The sequence below is a fragment of the Eisenbergiella porci genome (genome assembly GCF_009696275.1).
In the GTDB taxonomy this organism is placed as follows: Bacteria; Bacillota; Clostridia; order Lachnospirales; family Lachnospiraceae; genus Eisenbergiella; species Eisenbergiella porci.
This window is the reverse complement of the sequence record NZ_VUMI01000002.1, coordinates 84,521-107,427: the sequence shown is the minus strand read 5'-3', so window position 1 is coordinate 107,427 and position 22,907 is coordinate 84,521. Positions and strand designations below refer to the sequence as shown.

Annotated in this window: 14 protein-coding genes and 1 pseudogene; all 15 read right to left on the bottom strand. The window is 49.9% G+C overall.

Annotated elements, in window-relative coordinates; all coding sequences use genetic code 11:
* Nucleotides 1–4: 4 nt before the first annotated feature.
* Complete coding sequence (locus FYJ45_RS01645) at nucleotides 5–1,162, bottom strand: iron-containing alcohol dehydrogenase family protein (protein WP_154463163.1); 1,158 nt, start codon at nucleotides 1,160–1,162, stop codon at nucleotides 5–7.
* Between the two features lie 168 nt (nucleotides 1,163–1,330).
* Nucleotides 1,331–3,718, bottom strand: a complete 2,388-nt coding sequence (locus FYJ45_RS01640; RefSeq protein WP_154463162.1) for a ribonucleoside triphosphate reductase — start codon at nucleotides 3,716–3,718, stop codon at nucleotides 1,331–1,333.
* Between the two features lie 244 nt (nucleotides 3,719–3,962).
* Complete coding sequence (locus FYJ45_RS01635; RefSeq protein ID WP_154463161.1) at nucleotides 3,963–5,012, bottom strand: tetratricopeptide repeat protein; 1,050 nt, start codon at nucleotides 5,010–5,012, stop codon at nucleotides 3,963–3,965.
* Nucleotides 5,013–5,199: 187 nt separating this feature from the next.
* Nucleotides 5,200–5,622: a DUF2000 domain-containing protein gene (locus tag FYJ45_RS01630; RefSeq protein ID WP_154463277.1), complete on the bottom strand. Its 423-nt coding sequence runs from the start codon at nucleotides 5,620–5,622 to the stop codon at nucleotides 5,200–5,202.
* Nucleotides 5,623–5,653: 31 nt separating this feature from the next.
* A complete protein-coding gene (locus FYJ45_RS01625; RefSeq protein ID WP_154463160.1) occupies nucleotides 5,654–6,598 on the bottom strand; it encodes a DMT family transporter in 945 nt (314 codons plus the stop codon).
* Nucleotides 6,585–7,454 (bottom strand): AraC family ligand binding domain-containing protein, encoded by an 870-nt coding sequence (locus FYJ45_RS01620; RefSeq protein ID WP_154463159.1) that lies wholly within the window; start codon nucleotides 7,452–7,454, stop codon nucleotides 6,585–6,587. The genes FYJ45_RS01625 and FYJ45_RS01620 overlap by 14 nt, the downstream gene beginning before the upstream one ends.
* A 309-nt stretch (nucleotides 7,455–7,763) precedes the next feature.
* Nucleotides 7,764–8,981, bottom strand: a complete 1,218-nt coding sequence (locus tag FYJ45_RS01615) for a Wadjet anti-phage system protein JetD domain-containing protein (RefSeq protein WP_195841604.1) — start codon at nucleotides 8,979–8,981, stop codon at nucleotides 7,764–7,766.
* Nucleotides 8,982–9,342: 361 nt separating this feature from the next.
* Nucleotides 9,343–12,723: an ATP-binding protein gene (locus FYJ45_RS01610; protein WP_154463275.1), complete on the bottom strand. Its 3,381-nt coding sequence runs from the start codon at nucleotides 12,721–12,723 to the stop codon at nucleotides 9,343–9,345.
* Entirely contained in the window at nucleotides 12,692–13,483 is a 792-nt protein-coding gene (locus FYJ45_RS01605) for a DUF4194 domain-containing protein (RefSeq protein ID WP_154463157.1), read from the bottom strand. The genes FYJ45_RS01610 and FYJ45_RS01605 overlap by 32 nt, the downstream gene beginning before the upstream one ends.
* Nucleotides 13,467–14,894 (bottom strand): Wadjet anti-phage system protein JetA family protein, encoded by a 1,428-nt coding sequence (locus FYJ45_RS01600; protein WP_154463156.1) that lies wholly within the window; start codon nucleotides 14,892–14,894, stop codon nucleotides 13,467–13,469. Before FYJ45_RS01600 ends, FYJ45_RS01605 begins: the two co-directional genes overlap by 17 nt.
* 2 nt (nucleotides 14,895–14,896) lie before the next feature.
* Entirely contained in the window at nucleotides 14,897–17,719 is a 2,823-nt protein-coding gene (locus FYJ45_RS01595; protein WP_154463155.1) for a translation factor GTPase family protein, read from the bottom strand.
* A 293-nt stretch (nucleotides 17,720–18,012) separates the two neighbouring features.
* Complete coding sequence (locus FYJ45_RS01590; RefSeq protein ID WP_235930494.1) at nucleotides 18,013–18,798, bottom strand: RpnC/YadD family protein; 786 nt, start codon at nucleotides 18,796–18,798, stop codon at nucleotides 18,013–18,015.
* A gap of 244 nt (nucleotides 18,799–19,042) precedes the next feature.
* Nucleotides 19,043–21,652 (bottom strand): PKD domain-containing protein, encoded by a 2,610-nt coding sequence (locus FYJ45_RS01585; RefSeq protein ID WP_154463154.1) that lies wholly within the window; start codon nucleotides 21,650–21,652, stop codon nucleotides 19,043–19,045.
* A gap of 628 nt (nucleotides 21,653–22,280) precedes the next feature.
* Nucleotides 22,281–22,637: a hypothetical protein gene (locus FYJ45_RS01580; RefSeq protein WP_235930492.1), complete on the bottom strand. Its 357-nt coding sequence runs from the start codon at nucleotides 22,635–22,637 to the stop codon at nucleotides 22,281–22,283.
* 64 nt (nucleotides 22,638–22,701) lie between these two features.
* A pseudogene (locus FYJ45_RS33015) lies at nucleotides 22,702–22,827 on the bottom strand (exosortase K); the annotation flags it as partial.
* Nucleotides 22,828–22,907: the final 80 nt, after the last annotated feature.

Below are 22,907 nucleotides of genomic sequence, written 5' to 3'. Positions count from 1 at the left end.
AAATCTACCGGTATCCCTGCAGTTTTTCCCGATCGAGCATAAACGGATAGTTCTTCAGCTTCGCCGGATTGGCCAGCACCTCATCCATCGTTCTTTCCCACAGCTCCTCTGATATCGCCACCTCTCCCAGCAGCTGCCTGATATATTCGCAGAAGGTCTGCTCTCCGCCGAAATCCAGCAGGTACAGCACCTTCATTGCCTCCTCCTGATTTCCATAATTCCGGATAAAGCCGGGCAGGAAGATACCCACTGCCTTGCCGTGAGGCACTCCCATTTCACAGGTGATGGGATAGCTCAGTCCATGCGGCAGGCTCGTTCCGGTATGGGCGATTGCCATGCCGCCCAACGTGCATGCACGCATAAGCGCCTGGCGCTCTTCTTCACCGATTTCAAAACGCAGCAGCTTATCCTTGATTTTCGCCCAGGTCCGCAGCCCCATTTCACTGTATATCCTGCTGTATTCCGTACTGTTGGTATTCAGGTGGCTTTCTATCAGATGGGCCAGCGTGTCCACCGCTGTATTGATGCAGCCGGTGCGGGAGGCCGTTTGAAGATAAGTTACGTCCACAAGGGCCAGCGCCGGGAAAATATGATGGCTGATGCTTTGCTTCGTCCGTTTTTCCAGATAGGCAAAGGCCTCCCGGTCCTTTTCCAGGGGAACCGTGGTAAGCACAATATCCGGAAGCACATTTTTCGTCAGAATGGCATAAGGCGTCACCTCGGAACCGGTTCCTGCCGTGGTGGGCACCTCAGCCACCGGAAACGCCTCCCTGACCGGGCCGTCCGCGGAGGTCTGCACTTTGGTGTACAGAAGCCTCTCATCATGCTCCGGGTTCGCCATCATCAGTGAAATGGCCTTGGAAGCATCCATGGGAGAACCGCCGCCCACGCCGATGACAAAATCCGCACCCTCGCTGACTCCCAGAGCCCTCGCCTTCATCACCGTTTCCACGGAAGGATTCTCTTCTATCTCATCAAAAATAACATAAGGTATCCTCTCTCTTTCCAACGCGCCCTTCACATCCTCCAGAGAGCCGTTGATCCGTGAGGAATGCTTCCCGGTCACTATCAGGGCTTTTGTCCCCAGCGCCGCCAGCTCGCGGCTGTGGTTTTCCACACAGTTCTTTTCATTATAAACTTTGGTTGGCATATAAAGCTTCATATACGTTCCTCCTCTTTCCCGCTTTTGATGCTTCTATCGTAACTGTAAGATACTGAACAGTTACCTTCTATTTTATAACAAAAAAAGATAAGCCGCCATCCCCTTACCGTAACTACGGCCAGAAAACAACAGCTTTTCTTTTTAATTCCATACAGGGCAGAAGGAGTCCTATGCGTTCACCACATTCTTCTGCTCCGAATATTTCTTAATATTGGATGCATTGATAATCTTACGATACTCTTCCCCGTTCACCACAACCAGGGTAGGCGCCTGCATCACGCCGTATTTGCCGGCCAGCTCCGCATTTTCTTCCGCATCAATCAGAATATAGCTTTCATCCTTCAGATATTCCTTCGCCAGCTTACAGTTGGGGCAGGTCTTCGTGGTAAAGAGATATTTCACATCATCCGCAGACTCCGCCTTTATAGCGGCATTCTTCCCGTAATCCGCCAGGGTAACCACCGCGGAGGAATGCTTCAGTTCGGATCTGGACAGATCATATTCTGTTCTGTTGGTAAATTCCTGTGCCTTTCCGTCGTTCCAGTTCTGCACGGGACGGTAATAGCCGGTAATACGGCTCCAGACCTCTGTCACTCTGCCGCACTTCGGGCACACCTTCTGTTCGCCGGTAAGATAACCATGCTCAGAACAGATGGAGTAGGTGGGTGACAGGGTATAATAAGGAAGCTTGTAATTTAAAGCAATTGTCCTCACCAGGTTGGCCGCCGCCTTCCAGTCGGGAAGCTTCTCACCCAGGAATGCATGGAATACGGTGCCTGAGGTGTAAAGCGTCTGGATTTCATCCTGGATATCCAGCGCGTCAAAAATATCAACGGTATAGTCAACCGGAAGATGGGAGGAATTGGTGTAATAAGGCGTATCTCCCTGTTTTCCTGCGGTTTTGATTCCGGGCCATCTTTTCCTATCATGCTTTGCCAGACGGTAGGTGGTGCTTTCTGCAGGAGTTGCTTCCAGATTATAAAGATCGCCGTACTCCTCCTGATAGTCGGCAAGGCGTTCCCTCATATGGTTCAGCACTTCCTTGGTAAAATCCTGTGTATGTTTGCTGGACAGATCCTCACGCAGCCAGTTCGCGTTCAGGCCGACCTCGTTCATTCCGATAAGGCCGATGGTTGAAAAATGATTGTCAAAATTTCCAAGATATCTCTTTGTATAAGGATACAGGCCTTCATTCAGCAGCTTGGTGATCACCTGTCTCTTGATTTTCAGGGAACGGGCGGAAATATCCATCATCTTATCCAGACGTCTGTAAAAATCTTCTTTATCAGCGGCCAGATAGGCAATACGGGGCATATTAATAGTAACCACGCCCACGCTTCCGGTGCTCTCGCCGGAGCCGAAGTAGCCGCCTGTTTTCTTTCTCAGCTCACGCAGATCCAGGCGGAGACGGCAGCACATGGAGCGCACGTCGCTGGGCTGCATGTCGGAATTGATATAATTACTGAAATACGGAGTGCCGTACTTAGCAGTCATTTCAAAAAGGAGCCTGTTGTTTTCCGTATCGGACCAGTCAAAATCCCTGGTGATGGAGTAGGTAGGAATCGGATACTGGAAGCCTCTGCCGTTGGCGTCCCCTTCGATCATGATTTCGATGAAAGCCTTGTTCACCATATCCATCTCCGGCTTGCAGTCCTTGTATTTGAAATCCATTTCTTTGCCGCCCACGATGGCAGGAAGCTCAGCCAGGTCATCCGGCACGGTCCAGTCCAGCGTGATGTTGGAGAAAGGCGCCTGCGTTCCCCAGCGGCTGGGGGTATTGACCCCATAAATAAAGGATTCAATGCATTTCTTCACTTCCGGATATGTCAGGTTATCAGCCTTCACAAAAGGGGCAAGGTAGGTATCAAAGGAAGAAAAAGCCTGCGCACCCGCCCATTCGTTCTGCATGATTCCCAGGAAGTTAACCATCTGGTTGCAGAGCACGGAAAGATGTGCCGCAGGAGCCGAAGTGATTTTCCCGGTGATTCCGCCCAGGCCCTCGGTGATCAGCTGCTTTAAGGACCAGCCCGCACAATAACCGGTAAGCATGGAAAGATCATGGATATGGATGTCCGCATTCCTGTGTGCCTCGGCAATTTCCTCGTCATATATTTCAGAAAGCCAGTAATTTGCAGTTACAGCGCCGGAGTTGCTTAAAATAAGACCTCCCACCGAGTAGGTGACGGTGGAATTTTCCTTCACGCGCCAGTCCTCTACCTTTACATAGCTGTTCACTACGTCCTTGTAATCCAGGATAGTGGACTTCATATTACGCATTTTCTCACGCTGCTTGCGGTAAAGGATATAAGCCTTGGCTACTTCTGTGTAGCCCGCCTGCTCCAGAACCTTTTCCACGCTGTCCTGGACATCCTCCACATGCACCGCTCCGTCTTTCACTTTATCCTGAAAATCTGCGGTAACACGCAGCGCCAGCAAATCAATAATGTCATTGCTGAATTCCATACCTGTGGCGTTAAATGCCTTCATAATGACATCATTGATCTTAGTGAGCGTAAAGTCTGCCGTATCGCCGTTTCTCTTAATTACATGAAACATATTACTTCCTCCTCTGTGATTTTACTGCTTTCCTTTAACATGTTCATCAGTCCTTTATGCTTAAAAATAGCAAGTGTCCATCCTTTCCGGATGAACACTTGCCCCCTTATCGGGCGTTGGGATCATTGTATCACCATTCCCAGGTGAAGTCAATGGACAACACAACATATTGTATTAGTGGTGAAATCTTGACATAAATGTAGTGCAAAATGACACCGGAGGCGTTCTCCGGTGTCTGAATATTTTACCGTGTCTGAAGGAATTCGTACTCTCTCTGGGCCTTTGCGTCATCCGGATAGGTACTGATATATTTCTGCATCAGTACGGTTGCCTGTTTAAAATCTCCCAGATATTCGTACGCCACAATTTCATTAAATTTGAGCACCTGCATCAGCTCGTTGCCCTCAATTGCAATCCCCGCCTGAAAGGCATTCAGCGCCGCTTCGTACTCACCGATTTTCAAATCACACAGCCCCAGCTGGTTATATATCTGCGCGTCCGGCGTATTGCTCAGGTAATTGCTGTACACACTTGCCGCATAGTTATAATCGCCCAGCTTTTCATAGGTCTGTCCCAGCAGGCTTACCACATCCACACCGGCGTTGGAATCCTTTGCCTTTTCCAAGCTGTTCCTTGCGCTGTTGTAATCTCCCAGGTAAAAGCTCATCCTGCCCCGGTTATAATCACTCAGCTTCTTATCGTCGTTGTCAAGAACCGTCTGCAGATACCCTTCTCCCAGCTCCTGCAGCCCGTTTTCCGCACAGCTGCAGAAAATGTTAATCCGCATGTCGTAATCCTGCGGCTCAATTTCCACCGCCTTGTCAAAGTCAGCTTTCGCCGCCTCCTGGTCACCCTGTTCGATCTCGATGACCCCTTTCAGGTAATACGCCGTTTTTTCCTTGGGTCGAAGCGCCGTAATCGAATCGTATACGGCCTTGGCCTTGTCAAGCTCACCCAGCTTGTAGTAAGCAGTGGCCAGATAATAATTGATATCAAAATCCATCTGCTCCACATTAAAGTCACTGTAGCTGAGCGCCTTTTCCAGATACTCCGCCGCCTTGTCGTATTCAGTAAGCCCCATATAGGCAAGTCCCTGTCCCCGGTAGGAAAGCCTTGCATCCTCCTTATTCAGCAGCGCCGCATCAAAACACTTCAGCGCTTCCTCATAGCTGAGCTGCTCAATCAGCTTCATGCCCTGGTCGATATTCTCCTGCCTGCCTGATCCGCAGGCCGGCAGTACTGTCATACACAGACTGCATAGAAGAACCATGGTCATATATTTTAACTTTATCATATTTATCTGCGCACCTGTAAATTTCCGTTGCTGTTCCTCGTCACAGAGGTTGTCCCTCTGCCCTCACGTCATAGTATAACAAATCAGGGGGCTTTTTTCATCCCTTTTTGCCAATAAATTTTCAGGTGTTCTCTGGAAAAATATAGTTATGTTTCACAAACCGGCTCAGGCATGTTTGGAAACAGCCCTACCGCAGCAGCGGCAGGCTCCCTGTCAGCCGGTTTACCTGCTTTTTCGTTCCCCAGATGCCGATGCCCAGATAGGTGATATCCTCTCCTCTTGCCGCCGCAGCCCTGCTGATAAATTCGTCATAGGTCCTGCAGCTTTGCGCCACATCGGAAAAATCCACCGCCACACATTCTGCAAATTCCGGCTGATAAAGCTGCTCCCTGATTTGCCTGAGTTTTTCCTTATCCGCTTTCAGGATCGGCACCGGGTAAGCGGTGATTCCCAGGTGCTCCCTGCCGTTTTTATCCAGCACGTCCGGGCCGATTACCTCCGGGATTTGTTTTCCCAGCGTCATCCCCAGGATTCCCGCCGCATTGGCAAGCACGCCCGCAGGCAGCTCCTCATCCAGTATCATTACACATTTTCTGTTTTCAGCTTCCATCGTTTCTGTCCTCATTTCCTTCTTTTCTGTTTTATTCCAGCGCCTGCTGCTCCCCTTCCGGCTGTACGGCCGCCTCCGCGGCATCCTCAGCCGTTTCTTTTCCCCATTTCTGGGACAGGAACAGGCCGCCCAGCGTCAGAAGGATGCCCACGGCGGAGGCTGCGGTTATTTTTTCTCCAAGTATCAGCGCCGAGGCCACTGCGGTAATGACCGGAACCATATAAATGTACACGCTTGTTTTCACGCTTCCCAGCGCCCTGACCGCGTAATTCCAGGTTACAAAGCAAAGCGCCGAGGCTCCCAGCCCCAGAAACAGCAGATTGCCCAGGTTGGACAGCTGTATTAGCTGTGCGGCCTCCACGCGGAAATCCATGAGGAAAAGAACAGGGAGCATAAAAATAAGCCCGTAGAAAAAGGTCCTTCTTGTCGCCTGCACCACATGGTAGCCGAAATCCCCGATTTTTCTGGTAAGCAAAGAGTAGACCGCCCATATAATGGCAGCGCCTATAGCAAGAATATCCCCCAGAGGGTTCAGGGAAAGGGCCGCTCCGCTGCTGCCGCTGATGAGGCAGATTCCGGCCATGGCCATCACAAAGCCCAGGAAAAACCTTTTTCCCGGCTTATCCTCCTTGCGCAGGAAGAAGCTGAAAATCGCCGTAAAAAATGGCGCTATGGAAATAATCACCCCCACGTTGGAGGCCAGCGTATACGTAAGCGCCATGTTTTCCATTAAATAATAAAGCGTAACGCCGCAAAGCCCCGCTGCCGCAAAGCACAATTCCTGTTTTTTCTCCGCAGGCTTCAACTGATGGGGATATACCAGCCACAGCGTGGCATAGCCTATCAGGAAACGGATAAAAAGTATCTCAATGGGGCTGAAGCTCTTCAGCAGCACCTTGGTGGAAATAAATGTGGTCCCCCAGATAAAAATCGTTACAAACGCCGCCAAATGCCCTTTCATATCACTTTGTTTCATCTTCGCCCTCTCCTGTCTCATTGCTGTCTTTTTCCTTATCCTGGAAAATACGCTGGTACTGCTTGGGCGTCAGCCCGATAAACTCCTTAAAAAAGTGGGTAAAATGGCTCTGGTCCGAAAATCCGGCCATCCCCGCTGCATCAATAGGTGCAATCCCCTCCTCCAGGAAGCGCTTCGCCTTGTCCAGCCGGATCGTCTGAAGATACCGGTAAGGCGACACCCCGGTCTGCCTGGTAAAGGAACGAAGCAGATAGGATTTCCCGAAATCCGTTATGGAAAGCAGCTCATCCAGCGTCACGTTTTCTGCAAAATGCTCCTCCATGTATTGGCACAGGCTCTGGATCTGACGGTTCGGACGCAGCACATCCGCCGATTCAAAATCGGACGCATACTCCCTGAGAATCTGGTCCAGCAGGAAAAACAGGTTCTCCTCCTTTTCCAGCAAAGGCGCATCATTCAGCACCGCCCGGTAAAGATCCTGTACGGACTGCGCAATATCGCTCTTATAGACCACGGTTTCCGTAAAATAAGGCATATAAGCCTCGCCCGTAATTTCCTTCACCGCCCGCGACATCACCTCCGGCTTGATATTCACCGCCCGGTAGTCTAAAAGCTCCCCGTTTACAGGCGCGCAGTAATGATTATCCCTGGGATTGAACAAAATCAGATCCCCCGCCGACGTATCATACTCCTTCCCCTTGCACCACAGATGGCGCTTTCCTCCCTCAATAAAGCCAATCACATAATATTCATGAAAATGATTGGGAAATTTCTGGACAATACCGCTCAGATTATAAGCCTCAATATCCAGATCCCGATCATAATATACATGCCTTTGTTCCTGTTCCTGCAGCATGGCCGTTCTCCTTTCGTTCCGCCCTGTCCGGTTCACCATCCACAGTTCCGCTTCAGAGCATGTATATCCACTTTACCATACGCCGGAAGGGCTGTCTTGTATGATCTGACACCTCACAGAATCTGGAAAAAACTCCCCTATAATACAACTGCCCCGCAGCATGCGGGAGTATTCTCAGAATACAGCCGCCGGCTGCAGGACATTTTTTTCATACTATAATATCTGAAAGTTTCACTGCTTTCCTGCCTGCATGATCCCCCGCAGGTATTTATCCCGGATCCTGACTGAGTCCCTCTTACAAGGGCAGGCTTACTCCTTCCATAGCATACATTCCTGTTCAATCACCTTACCGGTTTCCAGAATACATTTTTTCAGTCCTTCCAGAGTTTCCGGCACACTCAATTTACGAAGCTTATCCAGGTAAGCTTCCTCTACCGCCGCTGCTTCCTCCGCATACTTCAAAAAAGTTTCTTCATCCATCCACAACGGCTGAAGCTTTGGAAATATATTTTTCTGAATATGCTGGAAAATCCGGATCCCTCCATAATCAAGATCGCCCGTATGAAAATATTCCACACGTTTCTTTTTAAGAACCGTCTCCAGCTTCTTTAGAAAAAATCGTTCCTTCGGGGAAAAAAATCCATGGGTATAAACCAACAGGGTTCCTTCTTCATAAGGCATCTTCATAAAATTTGCCTTATTCTCCACGGTAACTACCTTACATATATCCTGTTCCTGGCAAATCTCCGCATTTTTCAGCATATCCGCATTCAGTCCGACGCCAAACGGGAACTCCGAAAAACCGGAAACTTTTCCACATACCTGAAGCCTGAGCGGTCCCTTTATCCACAATTCCTGACTATAGGTTTCCACAAAAATCTGACTCAGAACCTCTTCGGCGCTCATTACCTCCGGATCAGAATCCACATCAGGATGGAACCTCCTGGCAGCGCTGATTACAACTCCCTGAATTTCATTCTCAAATACCTTCGATTTTCCCAGGAAATGCTTACTGAACACCCTTTTGTAAATCGGTTCATTTAACTGGTTCAGCCCGGCAAGAGCCTTCAAATAATACTCTTTTTTCTCATACACTCTGGGTATCTTTCCAGCTTCCAGCGGCTTCCTCAGTTCCTCCAGGCTGTCCAGCAGCCAGGGTTTCCATTCCCTGCTGCCTATCAGCTCCTCCAATTCCTTCAGACGTGCCTGCGCAAGTTCCCTCTTTGGCCGCCTGCCATCCAATGCATAAAAAGCATTCATATCCTCCAGACGATATATAAAACACTCTACTTCACTGCCTGTCTGATACCATTTCACATCAAGAAGCCCCTTCTTACTGAGCTCCACTATCTGTGCTATCAGTTCCTGCCTCCCAATCTCATCATATAACTCCTGTTCCACAAAAACAGATCTGCGTCCCGCCGCACCCTCATCCCCGTACTTCTTCCAGTCAGAGGAATGCTCCTCATACCTGTCTAAGATAACCGCAACAACATTCCTGCCTTTTTCCTTCTCGCGCTTCTTCATAGTTCTTCCTCCCATGCGGCCCCTGAGTCCGCCACCTTCCCTGTCCCCGCCGGCTTCTGTCCGGGCCGGACGCTGTTCTGTAAGGGAATCACACAAAAACAGGAATATTTCTTACCGCTTCCATCCTGCCTTCTGAAGTCCGCCCCTAGCGGCTTGTCTGACGAGCCCAAATGACTAAGGTCAATTATATATAACGTAAAAGGCGAGGAGTTCCAGCCGCGTTGGACTTCAGGAGGCAGGATGGAAGCGGTTAGAAATATCCTGTTTTTGCGTCTGACCGCACAGAACAGCGCCCGGCCCGGACAGAAGCCGGCGGGGACAGGGAAGGTGGCGGACTCAGGGGCCGCATGGCGCACACAACTTAATCTTCCTTCATAAGCTGGGAAAAGTCCTTCTTTTCAAATTCCTGTATGGAAATACTTCTTTTATTGGGATTGGCATAAACAAAGGTCTTATCCACGTTCTCCAGATAGTTCTGGATCTTGTCATTTGTGGCGCTGATAATAGCCTGGAAGCCCAGCCCCCTTATCAGTTCGATACAGCTGGCCACCTTCTCGGCGTCCATTTTGGAAAAAGCCTCATCCAGCACCACCAGGCGGATGGTGGGACGGCGGGACAGCTTGGGCGACAGATTGATGTGGTAGGCCTGGGCAAAGCTGGCTAATAGGGCCACATACAGCGGGTTCTGCCCCTCACCGCCGGAGTTTTTCTTGATCATTTTGCTTAAGCCTATGACAAGGCGTTCCTCGCCTTCCACAATCTGTTCCATTTCAAAGGAAAGATAGGTGCGGTAGTCCGCATATTTTTCCATATTCTTTTTGGCTTCCTCCTGCTCCCTGGCGCTGGCATTTTCCGGAGGGATGAAAATATGGATCAGGTCGTTCATCAATGTGCCGTACCTGCTCTCATGATCCATGGAAAACATGTTTATTTGATGCTCCACGGATCCGGACAGGGTGGCCGGATCGATTTCCAGGGATTCATCCATGAACATATCGTAATATTCCCCATCCAGTCCCTTGTTTTTGCTTATCCGGAACTGATAGCGGTCCTTCCCGAAGTTCAGCTTGCGGATAATGCGGTTCAGCTCGTCACGGCGGATATAGGCTTCCTTGATGGCGCTTCGGATTTTGTAAACGAAGTCTTCCTTAAAATGCTCCACGGCCACCCTGGCCTGCTCCATCGCCTTTTCTTCATAATCCCGGATCCGGTCGCAGGCCAGCTCATCCAGCAGCTGCTGATATTCCCCGTTATTTTCCGCGCTGGCGGAGAAATCCCGGTTGGGGTGGCGTCTTAAGTACTCGGAGCGGACGTCAACCAGGCGGTTTTTCTCCGCCTCCAGGCGTTCCTCCGATTCGGTGATTGCGGAAAGTGTCTGGCGGATCAGCGCATCGTATCTGGGATTCTTCACCTGGGAAAACCAGGCGTCAAAATCTTCCTCCCAGGCAGGGGCGCCAATCAGCTGTCTCTGTCTGTCAAGAAGCTCCTCGTTTTTCTCGATGCAGGCGGCATTGTCCGCTTCTATTTTTTTCTCCCGGTCATGGATTTGCAGCTTCAGGCTGTCGATATGACCGTCCAGGACCTTTTGCTTTTCCATGATTTCCCCACGCTGCTGACGGAGGATATCCACGCTTCCCGCACCGAGTTCTTCCATCCTTTTTTCCAGCTTTCGCAGCTGGGCTTCTTTTTTCCTTTTCTCCTCCATATCCTGGAACAGCTCCAGATAGTTTTCGAAAGGTTCCTGCAGATATTCAAAATCCAGCAGGCGCTTTGCCGCCGCTGCCATGGCTTCATATTCTTCCCGGCTGCGGTTCAGCTCCTCCAGACGCTCCTGCAGCTCTTTCTGGCGCTTACGCATACTTTTTTCACCGATAAAGGCGCGTCTGGTATAGTTTTCCGGATTCAGGCGGCGCAGCTGGAAGTTCTGGTACAGCAGGCAGTCTGCGGTCACGCCGATTTTACACTGGCGCAGTTTTGCAACATCCTCGCATTTGATTACATTTCCCAGTAAAAATTGAATGAAGGACTTCACATAAGGCTCTTTACATTCGATTTCCTCTGCCAGCGCGTTTTCCCGGACAGGATATTCCTGGGCGATGAGCTTTTCCGTATCCACAAGGGAAACCCGCCAGAATTTTTTGGCATCCAGCTGCTCGTAAATCTCCATGGCCGCCTTCACATATTTCGGCTCCACGATCAGGGCAAGCTTGTTCCAGGCCAGATAGCCTTCGATGGCGTTTCTCCATTTTTCATCCCGGATATCCAGAAGATCCGCCAGGATGCGGACGGGTATGTTTTTGCCAAACTGCTCGTATAGGCTCTTTTGGATCTCTCTTCTGGCCTCCTCCAGCTCCCTTGGGTAGGTTTTCCGGCCCAGCATGATTTCCATGAGGTCCTTTTGAATCAGATCCGCTTCCTTCTGCAGGCTCTTACACTCGGCTGCCGCCTCCTGGTGCTGTTTCTCCAGGTCGGTCCGCACCTCCTGCAGGCTCTTTTTCAGACGGCCCAGCTCCTCTCCGGAGATGGTTCCCTTCCGGAATTTATCAATATCCCAGATTGTCTGGTTGGAAATGTTCTCTTCCTCCTCCCAGCTGCCGATTTTTTCAGAAAGAGCGGCCCACCTGCGTTCACTTCGCTCAAGCAGAGCAAGGTTCTCCTCCAGGCTTTTCTGCTTGGCTTCCAGCTCGGCATACCCGCTGCCTATGATCTGGCGGTTGATCTCATCGTAGGCGGCCCCATATTCCTCCCTCAAAAGAAGCTGTGCGTCCAGGGCTTCCTTCTGGGCCAGAAGATCCTTTTTCCCTTCCTCCACCCGCAGCCCAAGCTCCCTGATCAGCTCTGTCAGCTGGATAATTGTCAGCTTATCCAAACGATAACGGCAGCTTTCGGTATTTCTTTTTCCCTCCACAAAACGGTCGAACTGATTTTTGATTTCTGTCAGCTCGTTGATTTCCTGCATGGCGTCCTCAATTTTGCGGCGCATACGGCCGTAAAGGACGACGCTCTCCTGCATATCTTCTATATGAATGTCCTGCTCCATGCAGATATACTCTTTTACGAAATCCTCCAGCTTGATATTCATGCGGAAGGGAATTGCGCGCTTGAACAGCCGGGGGAATTTATCCATATCCAGCCCGCCCAGGTAAACATCGTACAGATTCCTGCGGAACCGTTCATTATTGGAGGTATAGAACCAGTCGTCCCTGGCAAAATTGTGCTGCAGGTAACTCTTTAGTTCCCCGATGGCCATAGCCCGCTCCTGCGTCCGATAGCTGTTTTCCAGCAGGCCTCCCCGATGCCAGAAAAACAGCCTGCCGATTTCATTGGTTGCCGTTTCCACATCGAAAATAACGCCCACGCATTCCTTTTCACCGCTCCCGGTCTGCTCCAGTTCCAGGACGATGGTGGTGGAAAAATTGTGGTTTCTTTTGTATTCAGCCTGGTTGTTTTCCCCGATATTGATCATGCCGCGCAGGTATTCCAGCAGGCTTCGGTCCGAATCGTCCGCCGCCGCTTTGTTGAAAAAACCCCGGCCGTCGGTATTCGCATACAGGACGATCTGCATGGCGTCGATGACCGTAGATTTGCCGCTTCCGGAATGGCCGGTAAAAAAGTTGATGCTTTTGTTCAGCGTCAGTATTTTATGATCAATGTAATGCCAGTTGTTCAGTGCGATTCTGGTAATCGCCTTGAAGGACTGGCGGCCGGCCTCAGTCAGCTGCTGTGTCTGTGTACCCGGCATCTGTGTACCCGGCATCTGTGTATCCGGCGTCTGTGTATCCGGCATCTGCATCACCGCTGTCTGTGTATCCGGCGTCCGGATCTGTGAACTCTCCGGCAGCATTGTCTGTGTCTGCTGTATCTCCATCTGGCATTTCTCCTTCTTCTTCCTCATTTGCATCCGGGACGGCTTCTTCCTCACTGAAGCTATTAAGCAGCTTCAGAATATCCTCCCGCATCAGCACCAGGTTGATGCAGGGATAGATAATGATGCGGGTGTGTTCGTTCAGCTCCTCCAGCACGTCAATCAGTTCTATCATCTGGTATTTTTTCAGCAGCGCCAGCGCCCTTTTAATCTCCGTAAGGGAGGACAGGCTTTTTGCCAGCCGGAACTCTCCCACTTTTCCATTCAGCTCCCCGAAGGTGGTGACAATGTTCACGCTGGAGGATACCGCCGCCATCTGTTCATCATAAATCAGCTTCAGCAAAAGCAGATAGATGGTTGCAAGCTTGGGCAGCCGTTCGCCCATGGTAGCCTCCCCCTGCAGCCAGATGGTTCCCAGCTCCGTATTCTGGTTCAGCCGTACGCCCGCCACCGCAAAATATGCCGTCAAAAACTCCATATGCTTGTCGCAGAAATAAAAATCCTTATTGGCAATCATCCGGCCTGCTTTTTTATCATATTTTCTTTCCAGCAGGAAGGTCTGACGGTACAGCTGCCTGATGACATCCTGCAGCTTTTCCTGTTCCTCCTGCGTCAGCTGTTCATATATTTCCAGCATCCTCTTTTTCCCCTTTTCTCTTAACGAATATCATTGCGGGATAGGCAAAGCGTTCGCCTTCCACCTGTTCTCCCGAGGTGAGCACCTCAAAACGGCTGTTTTTACGCATGCAGATGTCATAGGCAAGGATCAGCTTTTCAAAATCCTCTTCACTCTCAAGGGCCATCGTCCCTGTCTCCATCACGCCGTCCTTCATATGCTCTTCAATAAAGCTTTCAATCTGCTGTTTGGTAAACCGGTGATGGATCTTGTTCAGCTGCAGTATCTCTTCTTTGGAAAGCTCCCTGTTTTCTTCCTCCGGCAGCAGATCTCCGGCAAAATTCTTCCGACGCCTCCGCCTGTACAGGGGATTATCATTCAGTACCTCCCAGGCGGAAAGATTCATCTTCTCCGCCACCCTGTTAATCCGCGCAAGCTGCGCTCCGTCCTCCTCCTGCTCTCCCAGCTTGTTAAGCAGCTGGATCACCAGGCCATGACGGTCGCTTTCATCGCTTAAAAGATAATTCAGGCGGCTTACCGTAGCGCGGATGTACTTGCTGTGCTCCCGATCCATATTGGTTATCCTGTGTTCAATAGATTCGAAGCCCCTCTCGATCTGGTCAATCAGATCCAGCACATCGTCATCCTGCCGCTTCTTAAAAAAGCCTTCCGGCTCCTTTTCCTTTTTATCCTGAGACGCGCTCTGCTTTGCCCTGATCCGCTCTATCCATACATCATCCTCACGCATTTCCTTCAGGCAGCGTTTGATATCCATTTTATAGATATAAAAATTATCGCTTGTTTTCAGGATGTGGTATTTTCTCTTTACCACCTCTTCCACGTAGCCCTCCAGATGCTCCTCCAGAAGCTCCCCATAGGACTGTTTTGCCAGCAGGCGGTCAAAGAATTTATCCATATTATGGAGCATATCCTGAAGCGCCTTATTCAGCTTCCTGGTATTGACCAGGGCAGTCTTTAGCATGGCAATATTCATCCTGGAGTCATTTTTGAAGGAAAAAAGAGTGGCATATACGTTCTGGATATAAATATCCGTATCCTCCATCGGCTGGTTCACCAGCTGTTCAAAGGCAGCGATAAAAACCGCCGCATAGTCGGGAATGACTATGTTGGTGGTCATCGTGGTATAATCTTCTATTTTCCGCAGCCATTTTGCCCGCAGCAGCCAGTTCAGGATACGCTTGGGAACCGCTTCCAGCGCCTCCTCTTCTGTTTCCGTTTCTTCCTTTTCCAGCTGGAACCTCCGCCGGGCGCACATATCCGCCAGAATCTGCACACAGGCTTCCCTGCTTAAAAAGAAGTTGTTGTACTGATATTCATCATCTATGGTAAGGAGCGCTTCCATATAGATATCCCGGTTCACGGACCGGAAAAGGCCCCAAAAGGAGCCAGGAATCTCATATATAAATTTCAAATTTACTCATCCTCTTGTATTGTTTCCATCTGTTGGCAAGCAGAAATTTGCCTGCGTACCTCCTCGGACATGGAATCCAGCAGGTAGCTTTTTTCTGTTTTCTGCTGTTCCAGATATTCTCCCCGGAGCCTGGCCGCGGCAAGTTCAATGTCTTCCTTCAAATCCCTTGCAGAAAGCAGCCGGCAGCCCTGGCCGCGGATTATAATCTGTTCCAGGCCGTCCGAGGTGGCCACTGTAATATCATATTTTTTCCCATTTTCATGGGTAAACTTTTCAATATACTGATCCGCGGTTTCCGCCTCTCTGGTATATACCACATGAATATTATGATAGTCAAGCACTTCTGTCGTGTGCCCATGCACACGGTAGGCGTCAAATACCACGATAACCTGTGAATGCACCATGCCCTGGTAATTGCACAGAATATCCTGCAAGCGGCCTCTCGCCCCGTCAATATTCGCCTCCGCCAGGCTTTTTAACTCCTCCCAGGCAAAAATAATATTATAGCCATCCACCAGAAGATACTTTTCCCTGGGCGCCCCGTCTTTTCTGCTTCCCATATATACGGTTTCCCTGGGCGGTACGGCTGTTTTATGTCCAAAACGGTTCCAGCCGTCCTTCCTTGGAAGCTCCTTATTTCTTTTATTGGCATGGAAGGTACGGGACAGAATCTCGTCAATTTCTTCCACATCAATCCACTCTCCGGCCGCCGCATTTCCCTTTTTTCCGGCATCGGCCCTTTTTATTCCTCCGGGATTTCCTTCCGCATTCCCATTGCCGTCCACGCTTCGCCCTCCGCCGGGGCTATCTGCGCCAAACGCTCCATCACTTCCGTCAGCGCCCTCCTGTCTCGGCAGCAGATCATCAAACCTCCTGCATTCCAAATGCATGTAGTCGGTCACCTTGTCCCATGGCGCCACAAAACCTGCTCCATGGGCACAGAATACCGAACCGGTGGGGTTTTCCGTATCCCTCTCCGGATCATAGCCGCTCTGCTCCATAACCTCAAGCGCATTGTGGCAGGGCTCATAGCCCTTTAACGAACAAAACAGCCTGCCATAGCCCTTCGAATAGGCGATTACCTCCTTCTGGTAATCCCGCATCGTCACCACAGGGCAGACACCGGTCAATACGGCCATGTCTCCTTCCGTAAATGGCGCATTGAAGCTGCCGTTCATTTTTTCAATATCCGTCATGGCCCGGCCCACCAGCTTTTCCGGCACCTCCAGCCGGAAGGCATACCAGGGCTCCAAAAGGATGCTGTGAGCCTGCATCAGTCCCTGCCGCACCGCCCGGTAGGTTGCCTGCCTGAAATCTCCGCCCTCCGTATGCTTCAGATGGGAACGCCCGGTCAGCAGCGTGATTTTCATATCCGTGATGGGAGCGCCGGTCAGCACGCCTCTGTGCTCCTTTTCCTCCAGATGGGTGAGCACAAGCCTCTGCCAGTTCCGATCCAGAATATCTTCACTGCAGTCGGAGGCAAACTGCAGGCCGCTTCCCCGCTCTGCCGGCTCCAGCAGCAGATGGACCTCGGCGTAATGCCGGAGCGGTTCAAAGTGTCCCACACCTTCCACACGATCCGCAATCGTTTCCTTATATACAATGTGTCCGGCTCCGAATTCCACCGCCACGCCAAATCGATCCTGAATCAGGCTTTTCAAAATCTCAATCTGCACTTCTCCCATAACCTGGGCCTGGATTTCCTGCAGCCGCTCATCCCATACGATGTGCAGCGCAGGCTCCTCTTCCTCCAGCTGCCGCAGCCTGGGAAGAATGACCGGCACCTCACAGCCCTCCGGAAGCTTCACCTGATAAGTCAGGACAGGCTCCAGCAACGGCGCTGCGGAGGCCTGCTCCACGCCCAGCCCCTCTCCGGGACGGGTATGTCCCAGGCCTGTCACGGCACAGACCGTCCCCGCCTGCGCCTCGTTTATCAGCTCATATTTATCTCCGGAGTATATACGGATCTGGTTGACCTTCTCCTCCCAGACCTCCTGACCCGGCCGGAGCTTATCCTCCGCCCCTGCATTGGTCAGCATGCTTTTTACCTTCAGGCTTCCGCCGGTTATTTTCATATAGGTCAGACGGTTTCCCTGGTCATCCCTGACGATTTTAAATATTTTGGCGCCGAATTCCTGCGGATAAACCGGCTGTACAGTATAGCGCTCCAATCCGTCTAAAAACTCATCCACACCGGTCAGCTTCAACGCAGAACCATAAAAACAGGGAAAAAGCTTCCGTTCCCGGATCAGCTGTATCAGCTGTTCTTCCTCCAGCCGCTCTTCTTCCAGGAACTGCTCCAGCGCCGCCTCATCGCACATGGCCGCCTGTTCATAAAACGCTTCATCCATTTCCCCGGAAAAATCCACGCAGCCCTCATCCAGCCTGTCCTTCAGTTCCTTCTGAATCGCCTCTTTGTCCGTCCCCGGCTGATCCATCTTATTTATGAAAAGAAAAACAGGGATCCCATACCGCTTCAGCAGCTGCCACAGCGTCTGCGTATGTCCCTGTACCCCGTCCGCTCCGCTGATTACCAGCACAGCGGCATCCAACACTTGAAGCGAACGTTCCATCTCCGCAGAAAAGTCCACATGTCCCGGCGTATCCAGGAGGGATACATCCATGCTTTTCCATTTAAAATTTGCCTGTTTTGAAAATATGGTAATCCCCCTGGCTTTTTCCAGGGCATAAGTATCCAGGAAGGCATCTCCGTTATCCACCCGGCCCGGCTTTCTCAGCAGGCCGCTGCGATATAGAATGCTTTCCGATAAGGTTGTCTTTCCGGCGTCTACATGTGCAAGAATCCCTATAACTAATTTTTTCATATCTTATCCTGACTGTTGAATGAATTAGATGATTTATACTGGCTGTATAAGTTTTACAGTTATGTTCCTTTTGTATTTTCATGGCCTGGCCAGTTCGCAGAGGCTTTCTGACCAAAAGTTTCACGTCACCGCAGCACACGCGGCTTAGTCAGCATTGGAAGCAGCCGTCTTATGCCGTTTCTTTCATGAAAACGTTTTAAGTATACCATAAAATCAGGTCAAAAAACAGAGGAAGCTGTTCTTCAGATACGCTGAAATGAAGAAGCTGCTTCCCCTATTTTTATGTATGTTTCCTATTTATCCATATTTTCAGCAAAGTCTTCTATTGAAGCGGCTTTAATTGCTTCCTTCAGCCAGTTCTTCAACCGTTGCAAATCAGTCTCCTCCAGGAGCCTTCTGCGCAGTCCCTCCGGAACTGTACCAAGTTCTTCCAGTATTTCAAGAATACTTTCCGCTCTTCCCATAACCCTTCCTTTGACTTTTCCTGCTTTGTTACCGTCCTCCCAGCTGTACTCCTTTTCCTTTGCTAAAAAGCGTTCTTCATTGAATTCCGCCCACATTAATTCCTCCACCTCCGCTCTCTGTGTTCGCAAAATATCCGCAAGAACTCCCTCTTTCATACAGATATCCACCGCTTGCTTTACAGCTTCCTCCAGTTGTTCTCCTGCAGCAAGGCGTTCCCTGATGCGTTCCACAAACACCGCATATTCCCATAATATCCGGCAATTGTCCATCAGCTCCCGATTATGGCCCAGATTAATATTCAGCATCAGCGCACTGCATTCCAGGGAAGGCTCCGCCGCCAGCCCTTCCGGCAAATAATAGGATTCCGACAGCTTTAAAACCATGCGATCAGGCAGCTGTGCCGTTCCATTATAAAAAACCAGATATTGAGGTAACGGCAGCATCAGCCTTCTGCTTCCATATAAATCCCCTCCGGAAGCATCCACATACTTCCTGTATATATCCGCTAAATAGAAAACTCCCCGGAGCGGCATGTTGGGACAATAGGTACTCTGATGCTCATATAAATTCAGCACATCGTCAAGCAGGAAGGACAGATCATTTTTCATTCCCATATACAAGACATCATCTAACGTCGTAATCTCTAGTGCCTCAGCATCCTTATACTGTGTACCTCTCACGGCATTATATAACGCTAAAAGTTCTTACTTACTGCTGAAAATCAACCGGAATAAACGGTCCTTATAAACTCTGTTCACTTTTACGTCCAATTAATTGCCTCCATTATATTAATATTTTTTCTACAATGCAATAGTAAGTTACTTATTTTTATATATATAATTACAATAAACTGATATATCAAAGAAAAAACTCAACTTTTCTTTTCAGTGCCTTTTCGCTCTTTTCACCATCAGCTGTCATTATAATAAGCAGCTCTCCTTCATAAATACCTTCTACGATTCCGCATAAGAGCATAAACTCCCCCGTCCCGCAGCGCATATCCCGGAGTTCTCCAAGCATTACTGCAAATACGCCATTTTTCCTGCCGATTCTTGTTACCGAACGCAGGCGATATTTATCATCTTCTCCCTTTTCATAAAGAAGAGTCGGCCTGACAAAAAACAGTAATACTATTGCAAGAAGCAGTAAAAATACTGCTGCGCATATCACCGCCTTCAGTATTCTCATCCAGCCTGCTTGCTCTGCGCGGCAGTTTTCAGGGTTAATGCTGCATAACGGGCAGTCCGGATTATTCTTTTTGCATCTGGTAAGGCAGATACATTCCGCCGGCTCTTCCGTTTCTTCCAGGGCAGACACTACCTTTTCATCTGCTCCCTCATTTCTTTCCTCCGCAATATACGTTTCTTTTTCCGGCTTATCTTTCTTCGGTTTGTGCTTACGATCCGGCTGCTTCATATTATTATCTGAATTATCCGGTTTCTTTTTTCTTCCGGGTTCTTTTCCTGCGCCTTTTTCATCTGATAAGTCAGGTTCTAATAGTGGATTATCTGTTCCGCCATCATCAGGCGCAGTAACAGTTTCGTTATTATCCGTATCGTTATTATCCGTTTGGCCGCCGTCCGGCGCTCCGTCTTCATTGCCGCCGTTGCTGTTCCCGCCGCCTCCCTGATTTCCTCCGTCGCCGCCCTCGTCCGGTATCTGCATACGCCGCAGGGTAAATGAAGCTTCCGTAATATTTTCCAGTCTGTCTCTCACATAAAAATGATAGGTGCCCGGTTCGCTGAATTCATATTCTCCTATATCCGTCCATTCCTCGCCATCTGTTGAAAAGGCCTTTCGGGCCAATCCGCAACCGGAGGCGCCATCCGGCTGCAAATCCTGCGCTTCCAGAATAATCCTTGCCTTACCATACAGCCATAGCTGTGGTTTCTGGGTAAAACTGAGCCTTGGGCCGGTTCTGTCAATATTAGCCACACGGATTTCTCCTGTGGCCTGATTGCCGAAGCCATCCCTCACTGCTATATGAAAGGTACCGTTCTCCTTCACCTGTAACCTTTTATCCTCCGCCCAGGTCTTCCCGCCGTCACAGGAATATTCTTTTACACCGGCCCCCGGCAGGCCGGCATTATTTTTATCCGATGCATCCACAACTATGATGCATTCACAGCTCCAGCCCTCCGGTTCCAGGGACAAGGTAAATTCCGGCGGGGTCGTGTCGATATTCTGAATATCAATCGTCTGCTTTGCTATATTCCCGGTTTTGTCTCTCACTGCAACCGTAACGGTACCGTTTTCCCTGATATCGATTTGGCTGCTTTTTCCCCAGGTTTTACCGCCGTCAAAGGAAAACGGTTCCTCTGCCAGGCCGCTTCCCGCTCCGCCATCCGGCTGGAGATCCTCGGCCTGGACTGTCACCCGGTTTACCCGGACATTAGCCGCGGTGTCCCAGCCAATATGGATTTTGGGCGCCGTGTTGTCTATCGTATTAATTACCAGGCTCTTTTCCCCTTCATTGCCCAGTTTATCCCGCACCTTAATCAGATAAGTACCGTTTTCCGTAAATGTATGTATGTTCTCCTTCCAGGTGGCTCCCCCGTCAAAGCTGTAACCCGCTTCAGCGATTCCGCATCCCGGATTGCCGTTTTCCTGGAGGTCCTGTGCTTTTACGGTTACCTCCACACCGCCGCCGGTCCAGTCTCCGGCATAGGTAAGCTCCGTAATCTCCGGCCCCCTTCTGTCTATATTATTGACAGCAACAGATACCTCCGCTTCCGCAGAATTGTTGTTGCTTCCGGCATTCAGCCTGCAGGTATAGGTTCCGTTGCTTTCCACAGATAATTCATTCTGTGCGGACGGAGCCCCTCTATTCCAGATAAAGCTGTCGGAGGCAACCGCAATGCTGCCTTTTATTTCATACCCTGCTTGCAGCTTCACTTCTCTTGTCCACTGCGTGGTATCCGGACGCACCGTCAATACCGCAACCTCCGCTCCCTCCGTTTCACCGCAGGACATTTCATAACCTGTCACCTCGCCTTCATGGCTGCAGTCCAGTTTTTTATCTGTATGCGTAGTGCTGTCGTAGCCTCTGAAGCCGTCCGTTCCCGGACCGTGGTGTTCTGTAAAATGTATCTGTGTGTATTGATCCGCCGCACCGCAGGCGCTGTGTTTTTTAATGACATTCTGATAGATTTCATGTACCTGTCCATGGCAGTCGCAGTATGCATCCCCCTGCGACCAGAAGCCGCCGTTCCCATGTACGGTAACCGTACAGCTGACGGTACGGTAACATCCCTTCTCCTCGGAATGCTCATGAAACAGTTCCCGGAAGCAGCTTCCTCCGTTCTCCTCACTGCCTTCATGTCGATGGACTATGGACGCGGATACGCTGCCGTCCGCTTCTTCCGCTGATATTTTAAATCCGCCCAGGCCCGCCGTTATCAGTGCCAGACATAGAATGCCCGCCATAATCCCCAGCCAGGCTGTTTTTCTTATCGTTTGTAATCCCATAGGATACCTCCTTCATTGTTGTGTAAATTGAGATTCTAAAGTCCCTTAAAGGGTTGATAAATAAATCTAAGCACCAAAAGCATATTTAAGCGCCAAACCAAAAAATGAGCGCAAAAAATACACCAGAAGCTCAGTCCATAGGCATCTCTCCCTTCTTTTGTCCGACCTGTTCCGTAAAAATTGGAATTCATACCGGCTGATTCGCCATGATGCCGTCTTACATACGGCCTTTGAAATGGAAAAACGGATTACCAGGAAATGGTAACCGCCGTGAAAATACTTTATCACAAAATCATTCAGCCCGCAAGCTGTTTTTTACATCAAAAAATATGTAAAACCAAATGCCATATAACTATAAAAAGGCTTGAAAAAAGCTACAGTATAGAACCGAAAATGTATTTTCCCAAAACTATCCAGTTTCTTCGCTGATACAGCCAAAATCCGTCCTCAACCACCTTCGCCGATGGATTTTGGCATCCCTGAATCACTCTCTTACGAGCAATACAGTAAATGCGCTGCCCCGCTTAACAGTAACTTTACCCCATATTATATAGCATAATCCTGCATAAAAAACAGCGGCAGGGAAAGAACTTTACTTCCGTAAAATTTCTCCCTGCCGCCGCTGCTTTCACCGCCGCATAAAGAGTTCTTCTCCTCTGCCGGTGCCTGCGTCAGCCAGAGAAGCTAACCAAAGAAGCAGAATTATTCCCACAATCACAGTTATTACAAGCGTCGCATATTCCCCAAATCCATCCCTGTTTTTTCCCCGGGCCCCGTTCAAAAACGGAATGCCGAGTACGATGGCAAAATACCAGAATACCGGTACCGCCCATTTGATTTGTCTGCGTTGGCGTCTTACCTCCCCTGCAACTATCCCCGCCATAAAATCCGCCGCCTGATAAATCAGCAGCAGCGCCATAAAATAAACCACAATCCCAATCAGCGTATGGAGACGTTGTGCCGTCAGCCACCCGCCTCCGGCCAAAACACCCTCCAGCCGAAGCGGCAGATATATGGCTACCATTGACAAAAACAGTAAACAGATAGGAAAATACCATGCTTCCCGCCAGCCAAATAGTCTTTTTCTTTCCTGTTTTCATCCGGTGTATGCAGCCGTAAATAAGCGCTGCCATGCTCACAAGCATAAACTGGACGCCGGAACAGGAGGCGGCAATGATAAAACGCAGTTCATGATTTACATAGCCCTGCTGCGCTTCATAGGCAAAGGAAGCCCTTTTGCCAAACCTTCCGTAAA